Source organism: Kroppenstedtia sanguinis (assembly GCF_050433445.1).
GTDB classification, from domain to species: domain Bacteria; phylum Bacillota; class Bacilli; order Thermoactinomycetales; family DSM-45169; genus Kroppenstedtia; species Kroppenstedtia sanguinis.
Map to the genome: position 1 here is coordinate 46297 of NZ_JBNPXF010000019.1, position 20960 is coordinate 67256.

Here is a 20960-nt window from a genome sequence, read left to right on the forward strand (position 1 = left end):
TGGATGAATAACCCGTCTTTCCCTACCATGGCAAAATACTCCTTTGATTAGTGTATCAAAAAAAGCGGAGCGAATTAAGAAATATATTTTGCACAGATAGGAAAGCTCACACCCAGTTTCCCGGGAAATGGATGGTTCCAACAGGATTTCAGTCTATCCCTTCCAGTGCTATAATAGTGCAGAAATGAATCCTTGGCGATCCCCCCACTGATTCCGGATCGCTGCACAATGAAGGTGAAGCCATGAATCCCTTATCAGGTATCAAGATGGAAGGAATCCAAGATAAATTCAACAATATTGCCGAGGATCCCGCCCGCGAACTGTGGACTCCCCTGGTGGAACACGTCCTAATCCCGGCGGCACAGATCGCATTGATCCTCTTTCTCACCTGGCTCGCTCTCCGCTATCTCGCACAGGTGATTGATCGTCTTCTCAATCTGAGCCGGTTTCAGGAAAAACGCGGAGCCACGCTCGGACGCCTGATTAAATCCACTGCCCGCTATGTCATCTATTTTATCGCCATCATCGCCATCCTCGAAAAATTGGATATTCCTGTAACTTCGGTTCTGGCCGGAGCAGGAATCGTCGGATTGGCGGTGGGGTTTGGTGCGCAAAACCTGGTGAAAGACGTGATCAGCGGCTTCTTTATTATTTTTGAAGGGCAGATGGAGGTCGGCGATTATGTCCAGATCAATGGAGATGTCATGGGCACCGTTGAGGAGATCGGCCTGCGGGTCACCAAGATCCGGGAGTTCAATCAGCGTTTGCACTTTTTCTCCAACGGGGAGATCAACCGGGTGACCAATTACAATCGCGATCAGATGCGTCCCCTGGTAGCTGTAACCGTCCCCTACGAAGCCGATCAGGAGTTGGTTCAAAAGACTCTGGATGAAGTGAACGAAGACCTGGGTCGTCGGTTAGCTCCCTATGTAATCGAACCTTTTAGCATCTTTGGCATCACCAACATCGAAAATGATGGAGTCGAGTACACCATCACCGCCGTAGTGACACCGGAAGAGTACTGGTCGACGGAACGGGAAATGCGGAAATCGATCATTCGGGCCTTCAACCTCAAGTCCATCGAGTTCGCCTACCCGCACCAAATTATGAAAATCTCCTCGGAGACCTCAACGATTTTCCCTGACAAAGGGAACCGGGAAACGTGAAGGCGGAATCCATTCCTTATCAGCTGGTCATTCTGACGACCGCTACAATCACAGCGGTCACTCCCACGGAAATTCCCACCCACAAAACCACTCGTTTCAAATCCCTGCCCATGGTTGCCATGTGGTCCACTTGACGGACCACTTTTTGTTTTCTCTTTTTGGCCATATGAGAATCCACACTCCTTTGTATATAGAGCCATCCCCAGGGATTTTTCTTTTCATCCTTCGGGATCCGTTTGGCTGTCATTTTTAATCTATTTTACAGGAATAACATGTGATTGTAATCCAATTATAATGCCTTGCCCCAGGGCTGTTGATGAACCCTAAAATGGATGATGGGAAGGAAACGACCCTTTCGCCCTCATCGTAAAATATGGCTTGAGGGGACGGGGATGGTGGGACAGCTACGATCTCTTGCAAAGAGCACAAAGGCTCTTCACCGTCCCACCATCTTGACCTTATTCCCTACCTAAGATATGGCTAATCAACACGCCTGGTCTTGCCCCTATGGAACATGGTTTTCTTTCATCACATATTCTAGATCAAAGTATCCCACAGATAAAATGTGGCATAACTCCGCCAAGGTGTCCAATTCTCCCCCCATTGCCGGACATCGGCCTCTGTCGGCTGCCACTGTAGCCCATAAGCTTTTCTCAGAGCATTTCGAAGCCCGATATCCGCAGCCGGCAACAAATCGGGACGACCCAAACCAAACAGCAAGAGGCATTCAGCCGTCCAGCGCCCCACCCCCCGCAAAGAGACCAGTTGATCGGTCACAAGCTGATCGGGGAGCGTTCTCATCCCTTCTAAATCCAGGGTACCATCAACAATTTTCCTTGAAATATCGATGACATACTCCGCCTTCCGGCGATTAAATTGCAGACGCTGCAGGTCCTCGTATTCCAGGCGGGCCACTTGGGGAGGGGTGGGGAAGACAGGCAAAGTTTCCCCTCGAAAGGGAACTTTGTCTCCTGTCCCTTCGATCAATCGCTGAATCAGTGTAGCCGCAAAGGAGAGATTCAGTTGTTGACTGATGATCGTTTTGATCAGACATTCATACAAGGTGGGATCCAGAACAAAATGAAGACCTCTTCGTGATTCCACGATGGGAGCCAGGCGGGGTTCCTTCTTCATCTGTTCATAAAAGGGAGCCAAGTCCACATCCAGGGAAAACATCCGCCGGATCATCCCCTTCAGACATTGGATTTCCCCCTCAGAGAGCTCCTCCTCCACCTCAACGAGTATCTGTCCACCATCCCACCCGATTCCCACCACCACCGGTCGCTCTTTCAGATGAAGAGTGCGGTAGTAGAACCCCTCCCGGAACAGGTAGGCTGTCTTTTCAAAATGGTCCAAGCGGCGGGTGGTCGCTGAAAAGGAATAAGGATGCACAGGCTCCAGTTGTAAGACAAGCATGGACGGACCCCCTTTTCGGACTTGGACATGTCTTGTCTGGTCATTCAGTTACGATGTGAAGAAGAAAAGGAGAGGATTGTGTGTCCAAACAGCCCTCTCATCTCACTTCTTTCGATTATATCATTTTCTCCGGAAATCCTGTCCAAAACAGACCCCATTTTTTTAAAAAAGTGCATAACGATACCAAAGGCGTATCTAATCCATCTAAGGATGGAATTGAGTAAGTCATAATAGGGTTTTCCATGCTTACACGCAAAAGACCACGGCACCCCCATGGCCTTTTGCGTGGACCCGATCATTCCACCAGCTCCACCTGAACTCCTTTTTTCACACCGAACTGACGGGCTTGGTTCACTTGATTCATATATACATCGATCCGCTTCCCTTTGATGGCGCCCCCTGTATCCTGGGCGACACGATAGCCGATCCCTTCGATATATACTTTGGAACCGATCGGGATCACCTGGGGATCCACAGCGACGGTAACCCCCTCCGCCACGCGGGCTCCACTGGACGTGACACCAAAGGCGGGATGATCCGGGGACTTCCCCGTCGATTCCGGACCAGAAGTATAGGCGGTCAATGTGAATTCACCGAGGGATTTTCCTCTGGCCATGGCCGGAACCGCTTCATCTTTCTTCTGTTCTTGCACCGCTTCCCCTTGACGGGGGATCTTCAATTTTTGTCCCACACGGATCAGGGAAGGGTCTTTCAGTTCGTTCAGCTTGGCGATGGTTGAAACGTCAGACCCATGTTGCCGGGCGATCCTGTACACGGTGTCTCCTTGGGCCACGGACACCGTAGTGTAACTCGCCTCTGCCTCCGCTCGATCCGACCAGGCTCCCCCATGGTTGCCTCCCGCCGCCAACACTCCCACTCCTGCCAGACTGAGAGCGGCTACGATCCACCGGTTTACATTCATCGATCATCACCTCATATAAATGATAGATTTCCTTTACTAGAGTCAATATCCATCTTCACCGATCCGGCAATGGGTTATACTCCCCTCGCAATAAAAAAAAGGACCTGCAGGCCCTTTTTTTACAATTCGATTCTCCGGTATCGCTCCTCCGCCAGCTGGTTAATCCCTCGATACAAAACATAATACCCAGCCAGGAACAAAAGAAGTATCGTCCCGTAAATCAACCCACCAGGTATATGAATCCATTTCATCAAAAACACGATCAGAGCTACCAGACCTGACGCGACGATTTGGATCAACATCAACAACAGCCCATTGGAGCCGCCACGAACGGCTTCTTGAGGGGTATTCCAATCCAATCGGGGAAGCATCAGATTGATGGCGATGCCCACTCCAGCCATTCCGGCCCCTGCTGCGAGGCCGAGGAGAAGAGTCCATAAAAGAACCCATGCCCCTCCTCCCATCAGCATCTGTATCGCCACCACCCCTCCGGTCACAAACAGAGTGAAGACCATCGCCAACAGCCACTTGGCCCATACCTGCCGACCTGGGAAAATGGGAAGGCTTTTGGAGTAGGCGAATTGTTTCCCCTCCCGGGAGATGCCGGAGACGGCCACCCCATTCACACCAGTGAGAAAAGCGATCGTCCCTACACCGCCCCAGATTAGAAGTTCCTCCAGGAAAGGCAAGGATTGAAGATCCGCTACGTCTTGCCCATCTCCTCCCACCCACATCGGAACAAATACCATCAAGGGGAAGATCAAAACCCCTAGGATCGCCTGCAACAAGAAAGCAGGGGTCCGGACCAGAATCCGCCACTCTTTTCGAAACATCGCTCCCAGCGGGGAATTCTCTTTCCTGAGAGTCTCCCTCCAGTCCACAGGAGTCTTCCCTCCCCTTCCTCCCGTATCACCGACCAATCCTTTGTAATAGAGCGCATCGGCTAATTTTACCGTACCGACTGTTGCTAGCAAGCTGACTCCCAAGAATAGCACCCACGCAACTCCCCCACCTCCGATGATGGGAAAACGGAGAAGATCAGCCACCCAAACCGCCGGAGGGATCCAATAGCTGGTGGTCTCTATCAACTGACTGTCAGTCAACCAAGAGCCCAGCGCCTTAGCATCCCCGACCCGTTCCATCCAGCCGCCCCGAATCCATACCTGAAATCCCAGTAAGATCAAAATCACCAAAACTGCGCTGATCTCACGCAGATAGCTACGGGAACGGTGAAGATGGATCACCCGCATCCATCCCATCACAAGCATGGCCGCCAGACTTAAAGGCAACAAGGGCAGGAGCACCATCATCAAAACCAGTGAGGCATAATAGGGAAAACCCAGCCCTTCCACCCCTCCGTAGATAAGAAATCCCGGAAGGAAAATCAGCATCAGGAGGAGTACCATTTCGATCCAGATACTAACCATCCGCGCACTGAACACTTGGGCAGGGGTGACCGGGAGCGAGAACGGGTCCTCTCGATCCTTGGCGAAGTAGAGTGTACCGATAATCTGGAAGAAGCCCAAAATGAAAACCCCCACCAGACCCGCCGCCGCTAGTAAAATCGGAAATGCATTCGTCTGCCCCACCCATTTCAATCCCCCATAGAGTCCCGTGTAAAAAAAGAAAAGCAATGACCCCAAAGGGAGGAGACACAAAAGAAAAAATAGCACTAGCAGAAGTTCCCACAACCGTTCCCTCCGTACCAGATACCGATCTTTGATCACAGAGATTCCAAAATGGCTTCTCAAAGAGACCCGAATCAGCGCACGCCATACTCTCATTCTGCTGTCAGCTCCAGAAACAGGTTTTCTAAGGTTTGCTCATCTGTCACATTGCCACCGGTTCCCTGGCGCAATTGTTCCAGTTCTCCCGTGGCTACCAGCCGACCCTCTTGGAGTATGGCCAGTCGATCGCATAAACGCTCCGCCACTTCCAACACATGAGTGGAGAAAAAGACGGTGTTGCCCCTGTCGCTGTGCCTGCGCATCTCTTCTTTTAAAATCGCAGATGACCGAGGGTCCAAACCGACCATCGGTTCATCCAGAATCCAAACCGGTGGTTGATGAATCATGGAGGCGATCAGACTGATCTTCTGCTTCATCCCCCGCGAATAGCTATCGATCAGATTTCCGATCGCCGATTCCATACCTAACCGTTCCACCCACTCCGGAATCCGATTTTTGCGGATGTCTGCCCCCACTTGGTGGATGTCCGCCATGAAGGTTAAGTATTCCAAACCGGTCAGCCTCGGATAAGGATCGGCACTATCTGGAACATATCCGATTCTTTTTTTCGCTTGCACCGGGTGGTCGATGATGGAGATCCCGTCTACCTCGATTTCTCCTGCATCCGGCTCCAGAATCCCGGTAACCATCTTGATCGTGGTAGTTTTCCCCGCCCCATTGGGACCGAGAAAACCGAAAATCTCTCCCCGCTCCACCGTCAATTGCAAGTTCTCCACCGCCGCTCTCCCTGACTTTCCATAGGTTTTACTCACATTTCCAAACCAGATCATCGGATTCAATCGATCCACGCCCTTTCATCCAAATAAAACAGCCTCCATATTAAATCTCCCTATACAACACGATTTCAGGGCTGTTGATGAACCCTAAAGTGGAAGATGGGAACAAAACAATCCTTTCCCTCTATTGCCCCCATCGCAAAGGGGGCGGGGAGGATGGGACGGCTAGGATCTCTTGTAAAGAGCGCATAGCGAGACCCGGGAGCGGAAAGCGACCCTGGCGAGACTTGTGCCCTATGGGTGCAAAGGCTTTTCACCCTCCCACCATCCCGACCTGATTTCCTGCCTAAAATAGGCCGAATCAACACGCCTGACACGATTTAAGGATTCGGTGGATCCTCCCCTTGACCTGCCCCATCGACCACTATAAAATATATCAACATTCTGAACAATGGGGTGCTACTTTTGGAACGTGAGAGAGACAGCTACAATCTTACCCAGACCGTAAAGGCCTCAGCCGCCCGACCCGCCCGACCTTACCACTCAACCCCGTTCCCTGCGAGGCGACACCTCCTTTCGCTACTCTTTTAAAAAACGGACCCCGCAGGTCCGTTTTCCCATCTACTCTTCCGATAACTCATCCAGGGTTTTAGTGAATCCGGGGGCGAAGTGTTCCAGGAAGTAGTCGATTTCCGGCATTTGCAGCTTGTCCATCCGCTCCTTCAGCTCATCCCGGGCCACGACGAACTCCCGGTTTCCAGCGGAAATCTCTGTCAGGCACTTCAGATAGCCATCCAGGAGATCGGCCCCTTTCACCCAGCGGATTAATTCAGGTTCCTCACCGTGGATCAAGGGTCGGTAATGATCCTTCAGCTCCGCTGGCACCATATCGAAGAGACGATCCGCCGCCAAGGATTCCAACTCCCGAAATCCTTTGAGAATCCGGGGATTGTGATGTTTTACGGGACCGGGAATGTCCCCGGTGATCACCTCGGTAACATCGTGAAAGAGAGCGAGGGTGACCGCCCGTTCCACCGGGACTTTTTTTCCGTGGATTTCTGTGGCGATCGTGCATAAGGCATGGGTCAATACCGCCACATGATAACTGTGTTCCGCCACATTTTCTGGCATCACAGTGCGCATCAGATTCCAGCGTTGGATCAGACGGAGACGAAACAATTGAGCGAAAAAGGGATTCAAAGCTTCCACCTCGGTCTCAAGAATCTATATTATCCAGGTTTCCCTTTCGCCATCGAGGTCCTCCGTCCCTTCCCACCTGAGCGGCAGGTCTTCCAAGACAACATTTTTCATATTGATCGTGAATCACAATCACGGCGATCATGAAGATCAAACCAATCTGAGGAACCAAGATCGGATAATCGTACATCCCATGACCCAGCAGAGCAAAAATGATCGAGATCAACACCCCTGCCAACCGTTTCTCCTCTTTGGTTTTGGCGGATTTTCGCCAGCGGCGTGCCCGACTGGTGGTGACCACGATTAAGCTGAGGAATAACAACAGTCCGACCACTCCAAAATCCGTGGCCATTCCCAGAAAAACATTGTGAGCATGGAACAAATACCGACCCGTCAGCTGGTCAAACAGATAACTGAAGTGTAACGGGAGAACCCCTGTCAACCAATTTTCCGCAAATAAGCGAAAGGAGTTCTGCCAGACAAAAAAACGGACCTCTGCTGTTGCAAACAGAGTCTCCTCCCTCGGAATCAGCGTTTGATTGGTATAGATCACCAACCCGATGGTCATCAATCCAAGGAACAGGAGGACGGTACGTTTCCGGTGACCAGTCATCCATACCTGGATCAGAAGCCCGATTACCAGGCCCACCCAGGCTCCCCGGGAACCCGTACACCAAATAGCCAAACAAATCACCACAAAGGTTGCAAAGGCACCGATCTTTCGCCAGCGCCCCACCAGCACCGAAGAAGCATAGATGCTGAGCAAAGCCAGGCAGATCAGCATGGCCGCAGCCAAGTTGGAATTGGATGCGGTGCCAATGCTGCGGACCGATTCGGCTTGTTGCATCGGATAAAAACCCAATAGATAAAACAGGGTGGATTTTTCAGTTGGGATCCAATCCACACGTTGGAGAATAGTCACAACCACCGCATACAACCCAAAAAGCCAAAACTGGAGATAATGCTTCTGAAATTGGCGCCAGTCCCAATTCAGACCTTCTTTGATCCAAAGGGAAAGAAGATAATACAGACCGAACAACAAAACCGGAATCAATCCGGCGGGGAGCCAGCCCAACAGGAGATACGGATTGAAAAACCAACTGATCGTAGACCAAACCATAAATCCGAGAAAAATCCGCTCCGGCCATCCGAAGACATTCCAATTCCCTTTGTATGTGAAAAGGATGACAACCCCCAGCAACAACAACACGACAGCTGGAAAAACCGGTGATATAATAATAGTGATCAGTAGCAGTTGCATCCAGCGTTCATTTAAATTTCTCTCTTTATGCGAGCCCATATCCACAAAAAGACTCCCTTTATCCCAAAATTGCATTACCCTCAGCATTATATCCATCCACTGGGAAAAGAACAAGATATAGAAAAAATAAGAAACTCGGGGGTATGACATTAGGGAGCCATAAGATTGAGCACGGCTTCAATACTGTGGGAGGGATCGATGTTTTGCCTCCATTCCAACATTCGCTCCCGGAGTTGATCAAAACAAGGGTCACCCGACAACAACTTTTCGAACCAGATGTTTAGTTCCTCATCATTCGCCACCACTTCCGCCAATCCCTGCTCTTCCATAAACCGGGCATTTCTTTCTTCATGTCCCGGAATGGAGCCATAGATGAGCAACGGCTTTCCCTTGGCGATGGTTTCCGAGCAAGTCATGCCTCCCGGCTTGGACACGATCAGATCGGCAGCCTCCATCAATTCGGGCATCTGATCGGTAAACCCCTCGATCCGGATTTGGGGATGTTGAAGTTCGGGGTCCCTCTCCAGACTTTCTTTCAACCGGCGATTGTGACCGGTACAAACCAGAATCTGCATGAAGTCTTTCCACTTCGCCGCCACCTTAACCAGTCGATCGGTCTGCCCGATCCCCATACCGCCTCCTAGAATCAGAAGGGTGGGCAACTGGCTGAGCCCCAGCTGGTCTCGGGTTGCTTCCTGGGTCTGCTCCACCCAAAACCGGGAATCCGTCGGAATCCCCGTTGCAAAAATCTTTCCCGGTTCCACCCCCATCTGAGCCAGTTGCTCCTTCACCCCGACATGCGGCACCAGGTAACGGTCCACTTCCCCTTGAACCCACGAACCGTGTGCGGAAAAATCCGTGATCAGGGTGCAAAGGGTGACCGGATCGCCTTTCCTTTTCAGCCGGGCGATTCCCGAAGTGGAAAAGGGGTGTGTCGAGATCACTAAATCCGGCCGCTCTTTTCGAATATAATCGGACAAGCGGGGATACAGGGTCTGATACAGGAGCCACTGCGTCCATTTCGGGAAAGCACGGGAATGGTGGCGTCCATAAATGATTTTCCAAAGGGATGGTGCTTGCTTTAGCATGGACAGATAGGAATAGAGCATTACCTTGCTGATTCGAGGGCGCAACTCACATCCCAGTTCCACCACCCTGACCTCCACTCCCGGGGTTGACCGCCGAATCCCTTTGGCCAAGGCTTCTGCGGCTTTCGTATGTCCTGAACCAAAATTCTCCGATACGATCAGGACTTTTTTTCCGTCGGGCCACACCTCTTTTTCACTCTGAAAAAGAGTGGGACCAGCCCAGGTCCTTCGGTCGATCATACCCGTTCCACCTTTCCCCGCCCCGGACCGATGACCGGTGTTTGGGCTGGAATCACCTACGTTTACCGTCCGTCTTCATAGGAATTGCTCCTTATTATAACACAGTCACCTATCGGAAAAATCAACGGCTCTCTTCACTGCGCTGGACCATCAAAAAAGACAGGCTCAGATCCGCCTGTCTTCACGTCACCATCATTAAAACGCGTTTTTATCTTCAGGTGTTTCCCCCGCCGCAGCCAGGAAAAGCTTTTTCTCACCCTGCCTTTAATTTCCTCCCAAAAATCGGGCCATTCCCTGGACGGCTTCCCCCGCATCCGGTCCCTCAGCTGTCACTGTGATTTCTGTTCCAGGTAAACGACGGATGAGGACCATCCGGCCCCAATCCTTTCCATTGTACTCTTTGTCCCCCCGCCGAAGGGTAAGCTTAGATGAATACTTCTTCGCCTGGTTCACAATCTCCAGGGCAGTGAAGTAACGATGTAGCTTCACCGTTTTCTCATGATTTACACCTTCCTGCCCTCCGTCATCTGGAGAAGTTCCCGGACCGGGGGAGGGTCGATCAGCTGGGGGGTCACCCACTTCGGGAGAATCCGTCGGGCTTTCGTCTTCCCCTTTCTTCCCATCCTCTCCCGCCTCCGGATCCTCTTCTTCTTTTCCTTTGGAGGGATCCGAGGAGTCTTCATCCTTCTCTTTCTCCAACTCATCGGAGAGAATCCCGTTGATTTTTTCCTCCGCTTCAGATGAGCTCATGGAAGAAAAACCACTGCGCAAATCGATCCAGATCCCACCTTCGGGCCGTGCCAGCGAGGCTTCTTTCAGCGTATCCAACTCCAGGGAAGGCATGGCAGCCCCTTCCGCTTCCATGCCTTCGACACGTAGATACACATCGTGAAGGACGATGGAGGGCATCAGGGAGTCCAGTTGCAAGGGTTTTTCAAAACGGATAAAATCGTCTGCTTTGATTTTAAACCCAATCGCGTTGGCCTTCAGCGACAATCCCTGAATGGTCACGGTCCCCGAATCCTCCATGCGCACCCCCCAACTTCCCTGACCCGAGGAGTAGGATCCGCCCATTCGCATGCCGGATATTTGGGATTGATCGATATCCATCTTCAACACCAATCCCTGATGACCGGACCCCAGTCCCAGCAGCATCCCTTTGGACTCGATCCGATCCGCACGGATCACCAATTCCTCCGATGCTTTCCCAGCGGCGGACACGGAAGGCACAGAGACCATGAGGAGGGATAAGATCAAACCCAACACAACATAAGATTTTCCTTTTTTCAACAGCGTTCCCCCTCCCGCGTACCGCAGATCCCCTGTTCTGGGAACGGGAAACCACGTTTTTTCCTGAGAAAACAACTTCCATCATCCCGTGGCAGACTCTCCGATCGACGTTTTTTCCTCTACAAAATCCCCCTCTATCCGAACCTGACCCTTCTCTTTCTTCTGATCCCAGGCTATACACAGACACCCGCCTACGATTCCCAGCAACATCCCGATCACCAGGCCACCCAGGGCTCCCATCAGGGAGAGAATCGAGAGGAGGATCCCGAAGACTCCGAGCACGCGGACATACTGGGGCATAAACCAGCCGATAAGACCACAGGTAAGCAACAGACCCCCAAACAGGATTCCAGTGAAGGCGAAGTTACCCGGAACAAAGGTGAGCCAGTATAATTGGACCGGTATATATAAGGTCAACAGCCCGGAGAGTATAAGCAATGTCAGTCCCGCCCGGGGCCGACGCGCTGACCCTCTCTTGTCAGCGCTCCTCCCAGGCAGATCTGGCTCAGGCGACACCTCTTGATTCGTCACAGCCGACTCACCCATACCGAATCACTCCTTCCTCAGATCACTTGATTTTGTGCAACTCCAGTTTCATTCCCGGAAGGGAAATGCTGTCATTGTAGAGGTAATGTCCCCGGATTTTGGGTTTCTTCAATACCAAAACCGGCGCATTCATCTCAAATTTCCGCCGAAAATCATTGGAGTAATTGTCTTTGATGGTCAACTTTTTGAAATTGTGATCCGCTGCGATCCGACTCATATCCAGCACCATTCCGTTAGATGTGACTTCTCCGGAAGCCGTGATCATAATCCGAAATTTAGTTCCCCCCGGCACATTGACATCTTTGAACAGTTTCAACCCCTTGATTTTGGCATCCATCTGAGTGGCCACTTGGGGAACCGACTTTTTGTCGCTGGTATCCCCCACATGGGGGAAGAGTTTAAACTTCGTGATATCGATCTGCTCCGCCTCAATCGTGAATCCCCCGACGCCGGCTATAGGCACAGCCATCGCCACTCCGCCTGCATAGATACCGGAGACCACAGCTATCAGGAGCGCCAGCGAAATCGTCAAGCTGGACCAAAATATCTTCCCACGATACTTCATCCGATCTCACCCCATCCTGTGGATTATTTTCATCTGACCAGTCAGCAGTATCCAGCTGCCGGAAAACAGCTGCAAGAAAGCGCTTGCAATTCAAGTTCTGGTCAGATCCCCGCCTTTTGGTGGTTATCGGAAATTGTATAATCATTCAAACTCTTCAGCAACCCTCTTATTCAGGGAATGATGTTCCCCATAAACATAGGGGGTCCCTCTGAACTCATATCTTTTGATATACTTTATTCAAGACGAAAAAACACTCGGTCATCAAGTGAAAATATTCAAAGAAGAGGGCGGTTGGAATGCAGATTCCGGCTTTTTTGACCACTCCTTTGATTCCACATCACGAATTGCAACAATTGATGAATACGATCTACTCTGGCTACCCGGAAGCTCTGGCCAATTGGAAAGTGAAACTGTCCATCCTTCATGGCTCCGAAGAGGAGAAGCGCTCGATCCATGAGCTGTTTCAATTTTTGATGCGGAACATCGGTATGCTCCCCTCCCAATCTGAGGAGTTTGAAAAAAAGTTCCTTCATTTACTCCGACGGCGGCGGGCTGTCTTGGACAACAGCCGAGTGATCCTCACCCTGGGGATCTTTGAAGAGATTATCATGGGGCTACTCTGGAAGGATCCACATCTCTCGGAGATCCATACTTATTATCGTTGGCTCCATTCCTTGATACTCTTTTTGACTTTCTCCGTTTACCAAGAGGAATGTACAAAAAATACAGACTATTCGGGGGACGGTACGGTCCCGGATCCCGCCGGAAATCCAGATATCCATTCTATGCCTTCCCTGTGGCAGACGATTCTCCGTTTTGATGAATTGCTACTAACCTCCCGTTCCCTGGAAGAGTTGTTGACGGATTCGGTCCGATTTATCGTGGAAAATACCCAGTATCATCGAGGCGCCCTTTTTTGGTACTCCTCCGTCACCCGTACAGTGGAAGGAATCTACTCCTATCAGGTGGATCTCACTAAAGTGCGACAGGTGCGGGCATTGGAGTCCAACATTCCGGGAATCGCATGGGCCATCCGGGAGACCCGCCCTATTTATCTGCAGGACGCCAAGCTTTTTTTTCCCCTTTATTATGTAAAGCAATTTCGGCTGACTTCTTTACTCGCCTGCACTTTGTACGGAGAAAACAAGCAACCCGCGGGTTTTCTCCTGCTGGATCAAGACGGAGAGCCCTTCGATCATCCAGATGCCAAAGGACTCCGTCTGCTGGAGTTTTTAATCGCCCGCGTCTCTATGGTTCTACGGGTGAAATTGTATGAGAGCACTCCCTTATCCCCACGACCTCCTGCTTCCAAATTGCTGACCCGCAGAGAGCAAGAACTCCTGCAGATGATCGCTTACGGGTACTCCACCAAACACATCGGTGAGCTCCTCCATATCAGCGAGCATACTGCTGCAGAGTACGCCCAGACCACCCTGAAAAAACTGAATGCCAAAAACCGATCGGAGGCTGTAGCCAAAGGGTTTCGTCTCGGAATTATCCAGTAGGGGTTATACCCAGTTGAAGAACCGGTAAAAATAGAGAAAGAACCTGGGTTCCCAATAACTACCGAGAGGAAAGCTTGGCTCCACCTTGACGCACCCCATCCTGAAATACTATAATTCTACAAAAGAAAAATGAAGTGGAAAAATAAAAAACTTCATTCAAAAAATCTTCAGTCAAGTCTGGTCCGGAGAGGAATCATGAACCATCGTCCTTTCCCGCCCCTCCCATAGGAGGGCAAGTGAACTCCTTTCACCCCAACAACCATGTCAATGGTCCAGTTCGGCGAGCTCGCCGACATCCATCCAAAGGTGGTGTATAACCATGACGACCCTCCTTCATTCAAATATGCAGGTCGGAGACTGGGTAAGAGGAAAAACGAACGAAGATGAATTGTTCCAAGGATATATTGAGTCCATCCAACTGAAAAAAGGAACGGTGAAAATCCGGGTGACCCAATCAGATCATCAGCAGATGATCGGTGAGCTCGCCGCTAGCACTCCGGATCGAATCCGGCTCTTGGAAGAGATGCCACCCGATCAGGAAGGTCATCTCCTCAACTTCATCGACCTCGCTCTGTCCACCAAGGACAGGAAATGGTTTATGGAATTAACCCACACCTTGGAACAAGTTCGCATCACGGAAAACAATAAATTGGTTTCCTGACGGATATATATAAAAAGGGATCCCCGCCGCATGCAAGGCGAGGGATCCCTTTTTTATAACTACAGATACATCTCTTTCACTTTTTGCTGCAATTCTTCATCCTCCAGATACTCATCATAGGTGGTCATCTTATCCACCAGACCTTGGGGGGTGATCTCCATAATCCGGTTGGCCACTGTCTGGACCAATTGGTGGTCGTGGGAGGTGAAGAGAATTGTCCCCGGAAATTCCTCCAACCCCTTGTTCAACGCCGTAATGGACTCCATATCTAGGTGGTTGGTCGGATCATCCAGGATCAGTACATTGGCTCCGGAAAGCATCATCCGAGACAACATGCAACGCACTTTTTCCCCACCCGAGAGGACCTGAGCTTTCTTCATCACTTCATCCCCGGAAAAAAGCATCCGCCCCAGGAACCCACGGACAAAGGTCTCCGATTGATCTGTTGAGTACTGACGGAGCCAATCGACCAAACTGAGATCTACCCCGTCAAAGTATGCATTGTGATCCTTGGGAAAATGGGTGCGGCTGGTAGTGATCCCCCAGTGGATTTCACCGGTATCGGCTTCCAGTTCCCCGGCGAGAATCTGTAACAGGGTCGTCTTTGCCAAACCGTCCGGCCCGACAAAAGCGATTTTATCCCCCTTATTCACTGTGAACCGAAGGTTGTCCAGCACCTTCTCCCCATCCACGGTCTTTGACAGCCCTTCCACCTGAAGCAGATCATTGCCCGCCTCCCGCTCCGGCTCAAAGTGGATGAAGGGATAGCGGCGGGAGGAGGGCTTGATATCCTCCAGGCTCAGTTTGTCCAACATTTTCTTGCGGGAAGTGGCCTGCCTCGCCTTGGACTTGTGAGCGCTGAAGCGCGCAATGAAGGTCTCCAGTTGCTTCCGCTTTTCCTCCATCTTCTTGTTCTTCTCCTTGGCCAGGGACAAGGCCAGTTGGCTGGATTCGTACCAGAAGTCATAGTTGCCCACGTAAAGCCGAATCTCCCCAAAATCGATATCCGCCATGTGGGTGCAGACGGTGTTGAGAAAATGACGGTCGTGGGAGACGACGATCACGATGTTATCAAAATTGAGCAGAAAATCCTCCAACCACCGAACCGCCTGCATATCTAAGTGGTTGGTCGGCTCATCCAGCAGCAGAATATCCGGTTGGCCGAACAAGGCCTGGGCCAAAAGCACCTTCACCTTGTCACTGTCCTCCAGATCCTTCATCTGTCGGGTGTGAAACTCCTCGGGGACACCCAACCCGGACAACAGCTGGGCCGCCTCTGCCTCCGCCTCCCAGCCGTTCAGCTCGGCAAACTCCCCTTCCAATTCCGCCGCCCGCACTCCGTCTTCCTCGGAAAAATCCGGTTTGGCATAAAGGACATCTTTCTCTTTCATGATGTCATAGAGCTGTTCATGGCCCATAATTACGGTTTCCAGTACTGGTACCTCATCATATTGGAAATGATCCTGCTTCAGGACCGCAATCCGCTGACCGGAAGTCACTTGGACCTCCCCTTTATTCGGCTCGATCTCCCCCGCTAGGATCTTCAGAAAAGTCGACTTCCCTGCCCCGTTGGCCCCAATCAGACCATAACAATTGCCCGGGGTAAATTTGATGTTCACATCTTCAAACAACTTCCGCCCGCCAAAGCGCAGGCCGACGCCTTGCACTGTAATCATGGTTGCATCCGTCCTTTAAACCTGATCCATTCCCACCCAATTGTAACATGGAAACTCCAGAAGGGGATGGAAGAAAAGAAAGAACACAATATGTGTCCTGTTATCTGCCACCTGAGGGAGGGATGGGGAGGAAAGGATGAAAGAACTTCATCGTCACAGGCGTGTTGATTCGCCCTATTTTAGGTAGGAAATGGGGTCGGGATTGTGGGGCTTTGATTCGCCTTTGCACCCATAGGGCACAAGTCTCGCCAGGGTCGCTTTCCGCTCCCGGGTCTCGCTATGCGTTCTTTGCAAGAGATCGTAGCCCTCCCACTCTCCCCGTCCCCTCAAGGGATATTTTACGATGGGGGGTAATGGGAAGAGTGAAAGGATCGTTTCGTTCCCGTCATCCATTTCCTGGTTAATCAACAGCTTTGCCATCGTCAATATCGGGAAGGTCTGATCGACCAGAAAGAGTATAAAAAACAAAAAACCGCCCCGCAGGGCGACTTCACTCCTCATCTTCATTCACCTTCCGGATCTTCTCCATGACATCCATCGGACCGTCAAACACGGGACCATCATACACTTGCTCCTGCATCAGGTCGACCTCCTCATCTTCTGGCCCCTGTTCAGGTTGCTTCTCTTCCGCCTGGCCTGTCAATTCCCCGGTCTTTTCATAGATATTCTTCTCGTTTTCTTCTTTCCGTCTCATGTGATCCTCCTAAATGGGTTGAATGGGTTGAGCATAGGATGGCTCCGGGTCCGATGAAATACACATAAAAAATCCAACCGATTGATTGCTTTTACACTTCCCTAATGAAAAACAGGCTTAATGATCCAAATTTCCCATCGGAAGATGGTATTCTACCAGCGACCCTTGCACCCATGCCTTGAAAATTCACTCATTTCCGATAGAATCAATTCCAGAACAGGAGGGGTGTACTTGCTTGAAACAATGCGGCAGTGGGGAACCACTTGCCTGCAATATGGGGAACAACGTTGGCAACGCTGGAGAAAAGACCATCACCAACTGCTTCACTGGGGAAGAAAAGCCTACATCCTGTTGGCTTGGATCCTGATTCCCCTCGCCCTCCTCGCCTGGATCTTCATCCCGCAAGCGAGGCAGGCCTTGGTTCAGTTCTTGTGGAGCTACTACCTGTTGTGGCAGTTTTGGTTCCTCGCCCGCAGCAAGACGATGACCTGGACGGGGACCGCCCGTTTTTTTGCGGTGGGGGCTTGGCTGACCGCCCCTTTATCAGCCTTGATCCTCTACTTTATTCACGGCCTGTTCGCTCAGGGAGCTCTTTCCGTGGGGGCGGACTGGAGCAGTGAAGTGTTGGGGCCCTTCATCGAGGAGACGGTGAAACTGATCCCCTTCTTTCTCCTCTTCCTGTGGACTCGGCGTACGCAACACTTCAGTCTCACCGACTATCTGCTGGCCGGTGCGGCGGTTGGGGTCGGGTTCGACTTTATGGAAGAGATGCTACGGCGTTGGGTGACGGCAGATTCCGGAAGCGGATTCTGGGGCTTTCTGTCGGAGTTATTGTCCGACACCGAGCAAAATTGGGAAATCTTCACCCTGTTTCCCGGCTCCTTTGAAAGCAGTCACGCTTTCTCTTCCGGACATGGGATCTGGAGCGGGTTTGTCACCTTGGCGATCGGACTGGGGATTCATTTGCAGAAGCAGTGGGGAAAGAAGGCCTTCTTCCTCCCCTTGGCGGTCTTCTCCTGGGCGGTATTTGACCATGGGGCCTGGAATGCTCACAGTGACGGGATGCCTTTACTGGCGGAGTTGCTGTATGGACTGACCGGACAGGGGCACTTCTTGAAATGGGTCTTCGTGGCGGCTTTTCTGGGGGCCATCGGGCTGGACTACCTCCGCTTGAATCAGGTGAGAGAAAGGCTCCCTCGCCTCCCCGGTGAACACCGCTTAGAACCCTTGACCGAGCTGTTGACGATTTTGCAGACGATTCCTCGGGGGCGCCAGGTATGGGGCCACATGCTCTTATTCACCCGGGAACGAAGGCGCCTCGGCTTCACGTTGCTGGCCCCCCCTGAGGCGCATCGAGGGACGGAACAGGAAACCTTGCATCAGACCCTACACCGGCGTTTCTTGATTCTGGGGAGTGCCTTGGCGGTGGGGCTCCTGTTCCTCGGGCTCTCCACCGATGTGTGGATTCTGTCCGACAGCCCGGAAGCCTATTTCACAGGCTTGCTGGATCGCTTGGCGGACTGGTGGCAAGGGCTAAACGGTTGGGAAAAGGCAGGAGTCATCACCGCAGTTACTGCACTGGGCGGAATCCTGACGGTAGCGACGGGAGGCGGTTTCCTCGCCGGAGGATTCACCGCTCTCGGTGCCGCACTCACCGCCAACGACATCCTGCAAAACCCAGAGTCGACAAAGGCTTTCCTGAAAGATCCGGTGGGAACCTTGAAACAGTGGGGAAAGGAGCTGCTCCGACGCCCACCCCAGGAAGCCGGGGTCCTTGTGTTGGCTGTGGCAGCGGATCAACTCGCCCGTCGCGTTCCGGTCCTCCGGGTGGTGGATGAGCTGATCCACCGAGGAAAAACCACCCTCCAGCGTTGGGCACGGAGATGGATGCCAGGGCACTCCATGCAAGAGGCGGGCACCGGCGCGAGAGTAGATTGGAACGAGCCCGATGTGAGGCAAGCCCACGGGAGCGGAGCTTCCAACGGACCGGGAGGAGAAGGAAAAGAGCCCGAGAAAAAGAAGACAGGCTGGGAACGCTTTGAAGAAGAAGATCCCCTGCCGGGAAGTCTGGGGACGAGTAAGACCAAGAGTTTGTTTAAAAGCGTTTTGGATCAGGCTTATAAAGAGGATCCCGGACGAAAAACCACCTTCGGGATTCCAGATGATATTGTTGTAAAAGACGGTAGAATCACCATCGTAGAAGAAGCGAAGATGTATTCAAAAAAGGATTTTGAACGGCTGGCTAATCTGGCGGAGGATGATCCTGATCGATTTATTAGGCGAGGTATTCCTGCAAATACTGATGCAAGGCAGATACGCTATATTCAATTCAAAAAACATAAGGAATCCGTCGATTATCTTCTCAACAATTTGGACAAGATTTCCTCGGCCAAAGAGTTAGGAATCACTCACCCCGATACGAAGGTAGAATACATGCTGAAAGTGCCGAAATGGGTTTCCGAAGATGGACTAGAAACAATGAAAAAGGCTTTTGAAGAGCAACTCCATATCACAGTGAAATATCGCCGGATCGACTGGGGAGGGTAAGGATCATGGAAGAGATCGAAAGATGGCTGATGTTTTCCTACTGGGGTTCCTATCTGAAGGAAGATTATATGCAGGTCGGGTTGGATGTGACGGAAATCCTCATGAAGCACTGGGGTCAGGTGGAATGGCTAAGGGGAGCTTTATTTAGCTATGATGAAGGGCTGAAAGATGTCGGTTCCTTCGACAAGATCAGAGATGAGGTCTTGAGTAATCAAAAAAGATATAGATTATATGATGTTACATTCTTCAATCCCACTGTGACAGAAGAAATCTATGTAAACCGGTTGGATATTTTTGATGCAATGTTAACGATTCAAGAATACGATGATCTAAAATATTTCCAAACCGAGGATCCTGCCTTGAATGAACGGAGAACTCAGGAGCTGTTGGATGTGTTCACCGATGTAGCTGGTCTGCCCGCCATAGAAGAATTGTGGATGCCGGATCGCAATTTAACTGCCTTTATGGGCCACCCCGCCTATCTGTATCGTCCCCGTCCGCTGTATGAACGGGTGGAGGATTCGCTTTATACACTGAAGACCAAAGACGAAGTGGCCCGGTTGGTGCAGGAGTTTAAAGCCCATGTGCCTACGGAATGGGTGATCGATTATTTGCAGGATCGCCTAGGAGAGGATGCGGTACAGGAGATGGCGGATGGCAAAGTCCGGGTTCGCTTCTATGACCGGGAACTGACTCGAAGCAAAGTGAACACTCGGGAATTTCTGTGCACCTTTGAGAAAGATGTGGATCAGTTTTGTCGGAAAAGAGGGGTGACGTTGTATAAAGGGGAAGGATCTTAGCTGTTTGGGGACGAACGGGGTCTATTGCTCCCTGTTCATCCTTTTTTGTTGGAGGAGAGGGTGAAAGCTATGGAAGAGATCGAAAGATGGCTGATGTATTCCTTTTGGGGTTCCTATTTGAAGGAAGATTATATGCAGGTCGGGTTGGATGTGACTGAAATCCTGATGAAACACTGGGGGATGGCACGGCTTTTGGAAGGAGCAGCATTTGACTATGATGAGGGAATGGAAGATATCGATTCCATCGACACGATCAGAGATGAGGTTTTGAACAACCAAAAAAGATACAGATTGTACGATGTTACGTTCTTTAATCCCACCGTGACAGATGAAATCTATGTAAACCGGCTTGATGTGTACAAGAAAATGCTGAGAGTCGAAGAATATGATGATCTGAAATACTTTCAAACGGATGATCCTGCCTTGAATGAACGGAGAACGCAGGAGCTGTTGGAAGTATTCACTGATGTAGCCAGTCTGCCCGCCATAGAAGAATTGTGGATGTCGGATCGCTTAACTGCCTTCATGGGCCATCCCGCCTATCTGTATCGTCCCCGCCCGCTGTATGAACGGGTGGAGCATACCCTGTATACGCTGAAGACCAAAGATGAGGTGGCCCGGTTGGTAAAGGAGTTTCATACCCATGTACCGACGGAATGGGTGATTGCTTACCTGCGGGATCGCCTGGGGGCAGATGCGGTACAGGAGATGGCTGACGGTAAGATCCGGGTTCGCTTCTATGACCGGGTACTGACTCGAAGCAAAGTGAACACTCGGGAATTTCTGCGTACCTTTGAGAAAGATGTGGATCAGTTTTGTCGAGAAAAAGGGGTGACGTTGTATAAGGGTGAGGCGTCATAACAGTTTGGGACGAATGGGGAATCAGTTGGTTCCTGTTCGTCCTTTTTTGCAGGACTCAGGC

The 20960-nt window shown here is 51.2% G+C and carries 19 protein-coding genes; 6 read left to right on the plus strand and 13 right to left on the minus strand.

The window, feature by feature from the left end; all coding sequences use genetic code 11:
- Positions 1–242: 242 nt before the first annotated feature.
- The gene (locus JOD24_RS11900; protein ID WP_380166737.1) at positions 243–1166 is read left to right on the plus strand and encodes a mechanosensitive ion channel family protein; all 924 of its coding nucleotides are present in this window, start codon (positions 243–245) and stop codon (positions 1164–1166) included.
- A gap of 19 nt (positions 1167–1185) precedes the next feature.
- Here the strand turns inward: JOD24_RS11900 and JOD24_RS11905 are convergent, their stop codons facing one another.
- The 11 genes from JOD24_RS11905 to JOD24_RS11955 form a co-directional block, all read right to left on the minus strand.
- A complete protein-coding gene (locus JOD24_RS11905) occupies positions 1186–1332 on the minus strand; it encodes a hypothetical protein (protein ID WP_380166735.1) in 147 nt (48 codons plus the stop codon).
- 371 nt (positions 1333–1703) lie between these two features.
- Complete coding sequence (locus tag JOD24_RS11910) at positions 1704–2582, minus strand: DNA-3-methyladenine glycosylase family protein (RefSeq protein ID WP_429246974.1); 879 nt, start codon at positions 2580–2582, stop codon at positions 1704–1706.
- A gap of 295 nt (positions 2583–2877) precedes the next feature.
- Positions 2878–3504: a 3D domain-containing protein gene (locus JOD24_RS11915; RefSeq protein ID WP_380166731.1), complete on the minus strand. Its 627-nt coding sequence runs from the start codon at positions 3502–3504 to the stop codon at positions 2878–2880.
- Between the two features lie 119 nt (positions 3505–3623).
- A complete protein-coding gene (locus JOD24_RS11920; protein ID WP_380166729.1) occupies positions 3624–5288 on the minus strand; it encodes a putative ABC transporter permease subunit in 1665 nt (554 codons plus the stop codon).
- The gene (locus JOD24_RS11925; protein ID WP_380166829.1) at positions 5285–6022 is read right to left on the minus strand and encodes an ABC transporter ATP-binding protein; all 738 of its coding nucleotides are present in this window, start codon (positions 6020–6022) and stop codon (positions 5285–5287) included. The genes JOD24_RS11920 and JOD24_RS11925 overlap by 4 nt, the downstream gene beginning before the upstream one ends.
- A 567-nt stretch (positions 6023–6589) precedes the next feature.
- Positions 6590–7177 (minus strand): 5'-deoxynucleotidase, encoded by a 588-nt coding sequence (yfbR, locus tag JOD24_RS11930; RefSeq protein ID WP_429246975.1) that lies wholly within the window; start codon positions 7175–7177, stop codon positions 6590–6592.
- 7 nt (positions 7178–7184) lie between these two features.
- On the minus strand, positions 7185–8465 hold the full coding sequence (locus JOD24_RS11935) for an O-antigen ligase family protein (protein WP_380166827.1): 1281 nt from the start codon (positions 8463–8465) through the stop codon (positions 7185–7187).
- Between the two features lie 110 nt (positions 8466–8575).
- Complete coding sequence (locus JOD24_RS11940; RefSeq protein ID WP_380166725.1) at positions 8576–9754, minus strand: MGDG synthase family glycosyltransferase; 1179 nt, start codon at positions 9752–9754, stop codon at positions 8576–8578.
- 264 nt (positions 9755–10018) lie between these two features.
- Positions 10019–11044 (minus strand): HPr family phosphocarrier protein, encoded by a 1026-nt coding sequence (locus tag JOD24_RS11945; RefSeq protein ID WP_380166723.1) that lies wholly within the window; start codon positions 11042–11044, stop codon positions 10019–10021.
- An 81-nt stretch (positions 11045–11125) separates the two neighbouring features.
- Positions 11126–11590 carry a DUF6114 domain-containing protein gene (locus tag JOD24_RS11950; protein ID WP_380166721.1) on the minus strand — a complete coding sequence of 155 codons (465 nt, stop codon included), beginning with the start codon at positions 11588–11590 and terminating at the stop codon, positions 11126–11128.
- Positions 11591–11612: 22 nt separating this feature from the next.
- Positions 11613–12155: a DUF6230 family protein gene (locus JOD24_RS11955; RefSeq protein ID WP_380166719.1), complete on the minus strand. Its 543-nt coding sequence runs from the start codon at positions 12153–12155 to the stop codon at positions 11613–11615.
- A 296-nt stretch (positions 12156–12451) separates the two neighbouring features.
- Here JOD24_RS11955 and JOD24_RS11960 point away from each other — a divergent pair, with 296 nt between their 5' ends.
- Both JOD24_RS11960 and JOD24_RS11965 read left to right on the plus strand, forming a co-directional pair.
- Positions 12452–13660 (plus strand): helix-turn-helix transcriptional regulator, encoded by a 1209-nt coding sequence (locus JOD24_RS11960; protein ID WP_380166717.1) that lies wholly within the window; start codon positions 12452–12454, stop codon positions 13658–13660.
- Positions 13661–13979: 319 nt separating this feature from the next.
- Positions 13980–14321 (plus strand): IDEAL domain-containing protein, encoded by a 342-nt coding sequence (locus JOD24_RS11965; RefSeq protein WP_380166715.1) that lies wholly within the window; start codon positions 13980–13982, stop codon positions 14319–14321.
- Positions 14322–14380: 59 nt separating this feature from the next.
- On the opposite strand, the gene JOD24_RS11970 is transcribed toward JOD24_RS11965, so the two are convergent.
- Positions 14381–15997: an ABC-F family ATP-binding cassette domain-containing protein gene (locus JOD24_RS11970; protein WP_429246976.1), complete on the minus strand. Its 1617-nt coding sequence runs from the start codon at positions 15995–15997 to the stop codon at positions 14381–14383.
- A gap of 490 nt (positions 15998–16487) precedes the next feature.
- Positions 16488–16691 (minus strand): hypothetical protein, encoded by a 204-nt coding sequence (locus JOD24_RS11975; protein ID WP_380166711.1) that lies wholly within the window; start codon positions 16689–16691, stop codon positions 16488–16490.
- A gap of 231 nt (positions 16692–16922) precedes the next feature.
- On the opposite strand from JOD24_RS11975, the gene JOD24_RS11980 reads away from it, so the two are divergent.
- The 3 genes from JOD24_RS11980 to JOD24_RS11990 all read left to right on the plus strand — a co-directional run bounded on the left by JOD24_RS11980 (position 16923) and on the right by JOD24_RS11990 (position 20899).
- Positions 16923–19238: a PrsW family intramembrane metalloprotease gene (locus tag JOD24_RS11980; RefSeq protein ID WP_429246977.1), complete on the plus strand. Its 2316-nt coding sequence runs from the start codon at positions 16923–16925 to the stop codon at positions 19236–19238.
- A 5-nt stretch (positions 19239–19243) separates the two neighbouring features.
- Positions 19244–20038 (plus strand): hypothetical protein, encoded by a 795-nt coding sequence (locus JOD24_RS11985; protein WP_429246978.1) that lies wholly within the window; start codon positions 19244–19246, stop codon positions 20036–20038.
- 69 nt (positions 20039–20107) lie between these two features.
- Positions 20108–20899, plus strand: coding sequence for a hypothetical protein (locus JOD24_RS11990; protein WP_429246979.1), 792 nt, complete (start codon positions 20108–20110; stop codon positions 20897–20899).
- Positions 20900–20960: the final 61 nt, after the last annotated feature.

Coding starts and splice junctions, on each gene's coding strand:
- JOD24_RS11950 (WP_380166721.1), bottom strand. CDS start 11,590: ATGGGTGAGTCGGCTGTGACGAATCAAGAGGTGTCGCCTGAGCCAGAT.
- JOD24_RS11940 (WP_380166725.1), bottom strand. CDS start 9,754: ATGATCGACCGAAGGACCTGGGCTGGTCCCACTCTTTTTCAGAGTGAA.
- JOD24_RS11920 (WP_380166729.1), bottom strand. CDS start 5,288: ATGAGAGTATGGCGTGCGCTGATTCGGGTCTCTTTGAGAAGCCATTTT.
- JOD24_RS11935 (WP_380166827.1), bottom strand. CDS start 8,465: ATGGGCTCGCATAAAGAGAGAAATTTAAATGAACGCTGGATGCAACTG.
- JOD24_RS11960 (WP_380166717.1), top strand. CDS start 12,452: ATGCAGATTCCGGCTTTTTTGACCACTCCTTTGATTCCACATCACGAA.
- JOD24_RS11915 (WP_380166731.1), bottom strand. CDS start 3,504: ATGAATGTAAACCGGTGGATCGTAGCCGCTCTCAGTCTGGCAGGAGTG.
- JOD24_RS11900 (WP_380166737.1), top strand. CDS start 243: ATGAATCCCTTATCAGGTATCAAGATGGAAGGAATCCAAGATAAATTC.
- JOD24_RS11955 (WP_380166719.1), bottom strand. CDS start 12,155: ATGAAGTATCGTGGGAAGATATTTTGGTCCAGCTTGACGATTTCGCTG.
- JOD24_RS11905 (WP_380166735.1), bottom strand. CDS start 1,332: ATGGCCAAAAAGAGAAAACAAAAAGTGGTCCGTCAAGTGGACCACATG.
- JOD24_RS11925 (WP_380166829.1), bottom strand. CDS start 6,022: ATGATCTGGTTTGGAAATGTGAGTAAAACCTATGGAAAGTCAGGGAGA.
- JOD24_RS11910 (WP_429246974.1), bottom strand. CDS start 2,582: ATGCTTGTCTTACAACTGGAGCCTGTGCATCCTTATTCCTTTTCAGCG.
- JOD24_RS11990 (WP_429246979.1), top strand. CDS start 20,108: ATGGAAGAGATCGAAAGATGGCTGATGTATTCCTTTTGGGGTTCCTAT.
- JOD24_RS11975 (WP_380166711.1), bottom strand. CDS start 16,691: ATGAGACGGAAAGAAGAAAACGAGAAGAATATCTATGAAAAGACCGGG.
- JOD24_RS11970 (WP_429246976.1), bottom strand. CDS start 15,997: ATGATTACAGTGCAAGGCGTCGGCCTGCGCTTTGGCGGGCGGAAGTTG.
- JOD24_RS11965 (WP_380166715.1), top strand. CDS start 13,980: ATGACGACCCTCCTTCATTCAAATATGCAGGTCGGAGACTGGGTAAGA.
- JOD24_RS11985 (WP_429246978.1), top strand. CDS start 19,244: ATGGAAGAGATCGAAAGATGGCTGATGTTTTCCTACTGGGGTTCCTAT.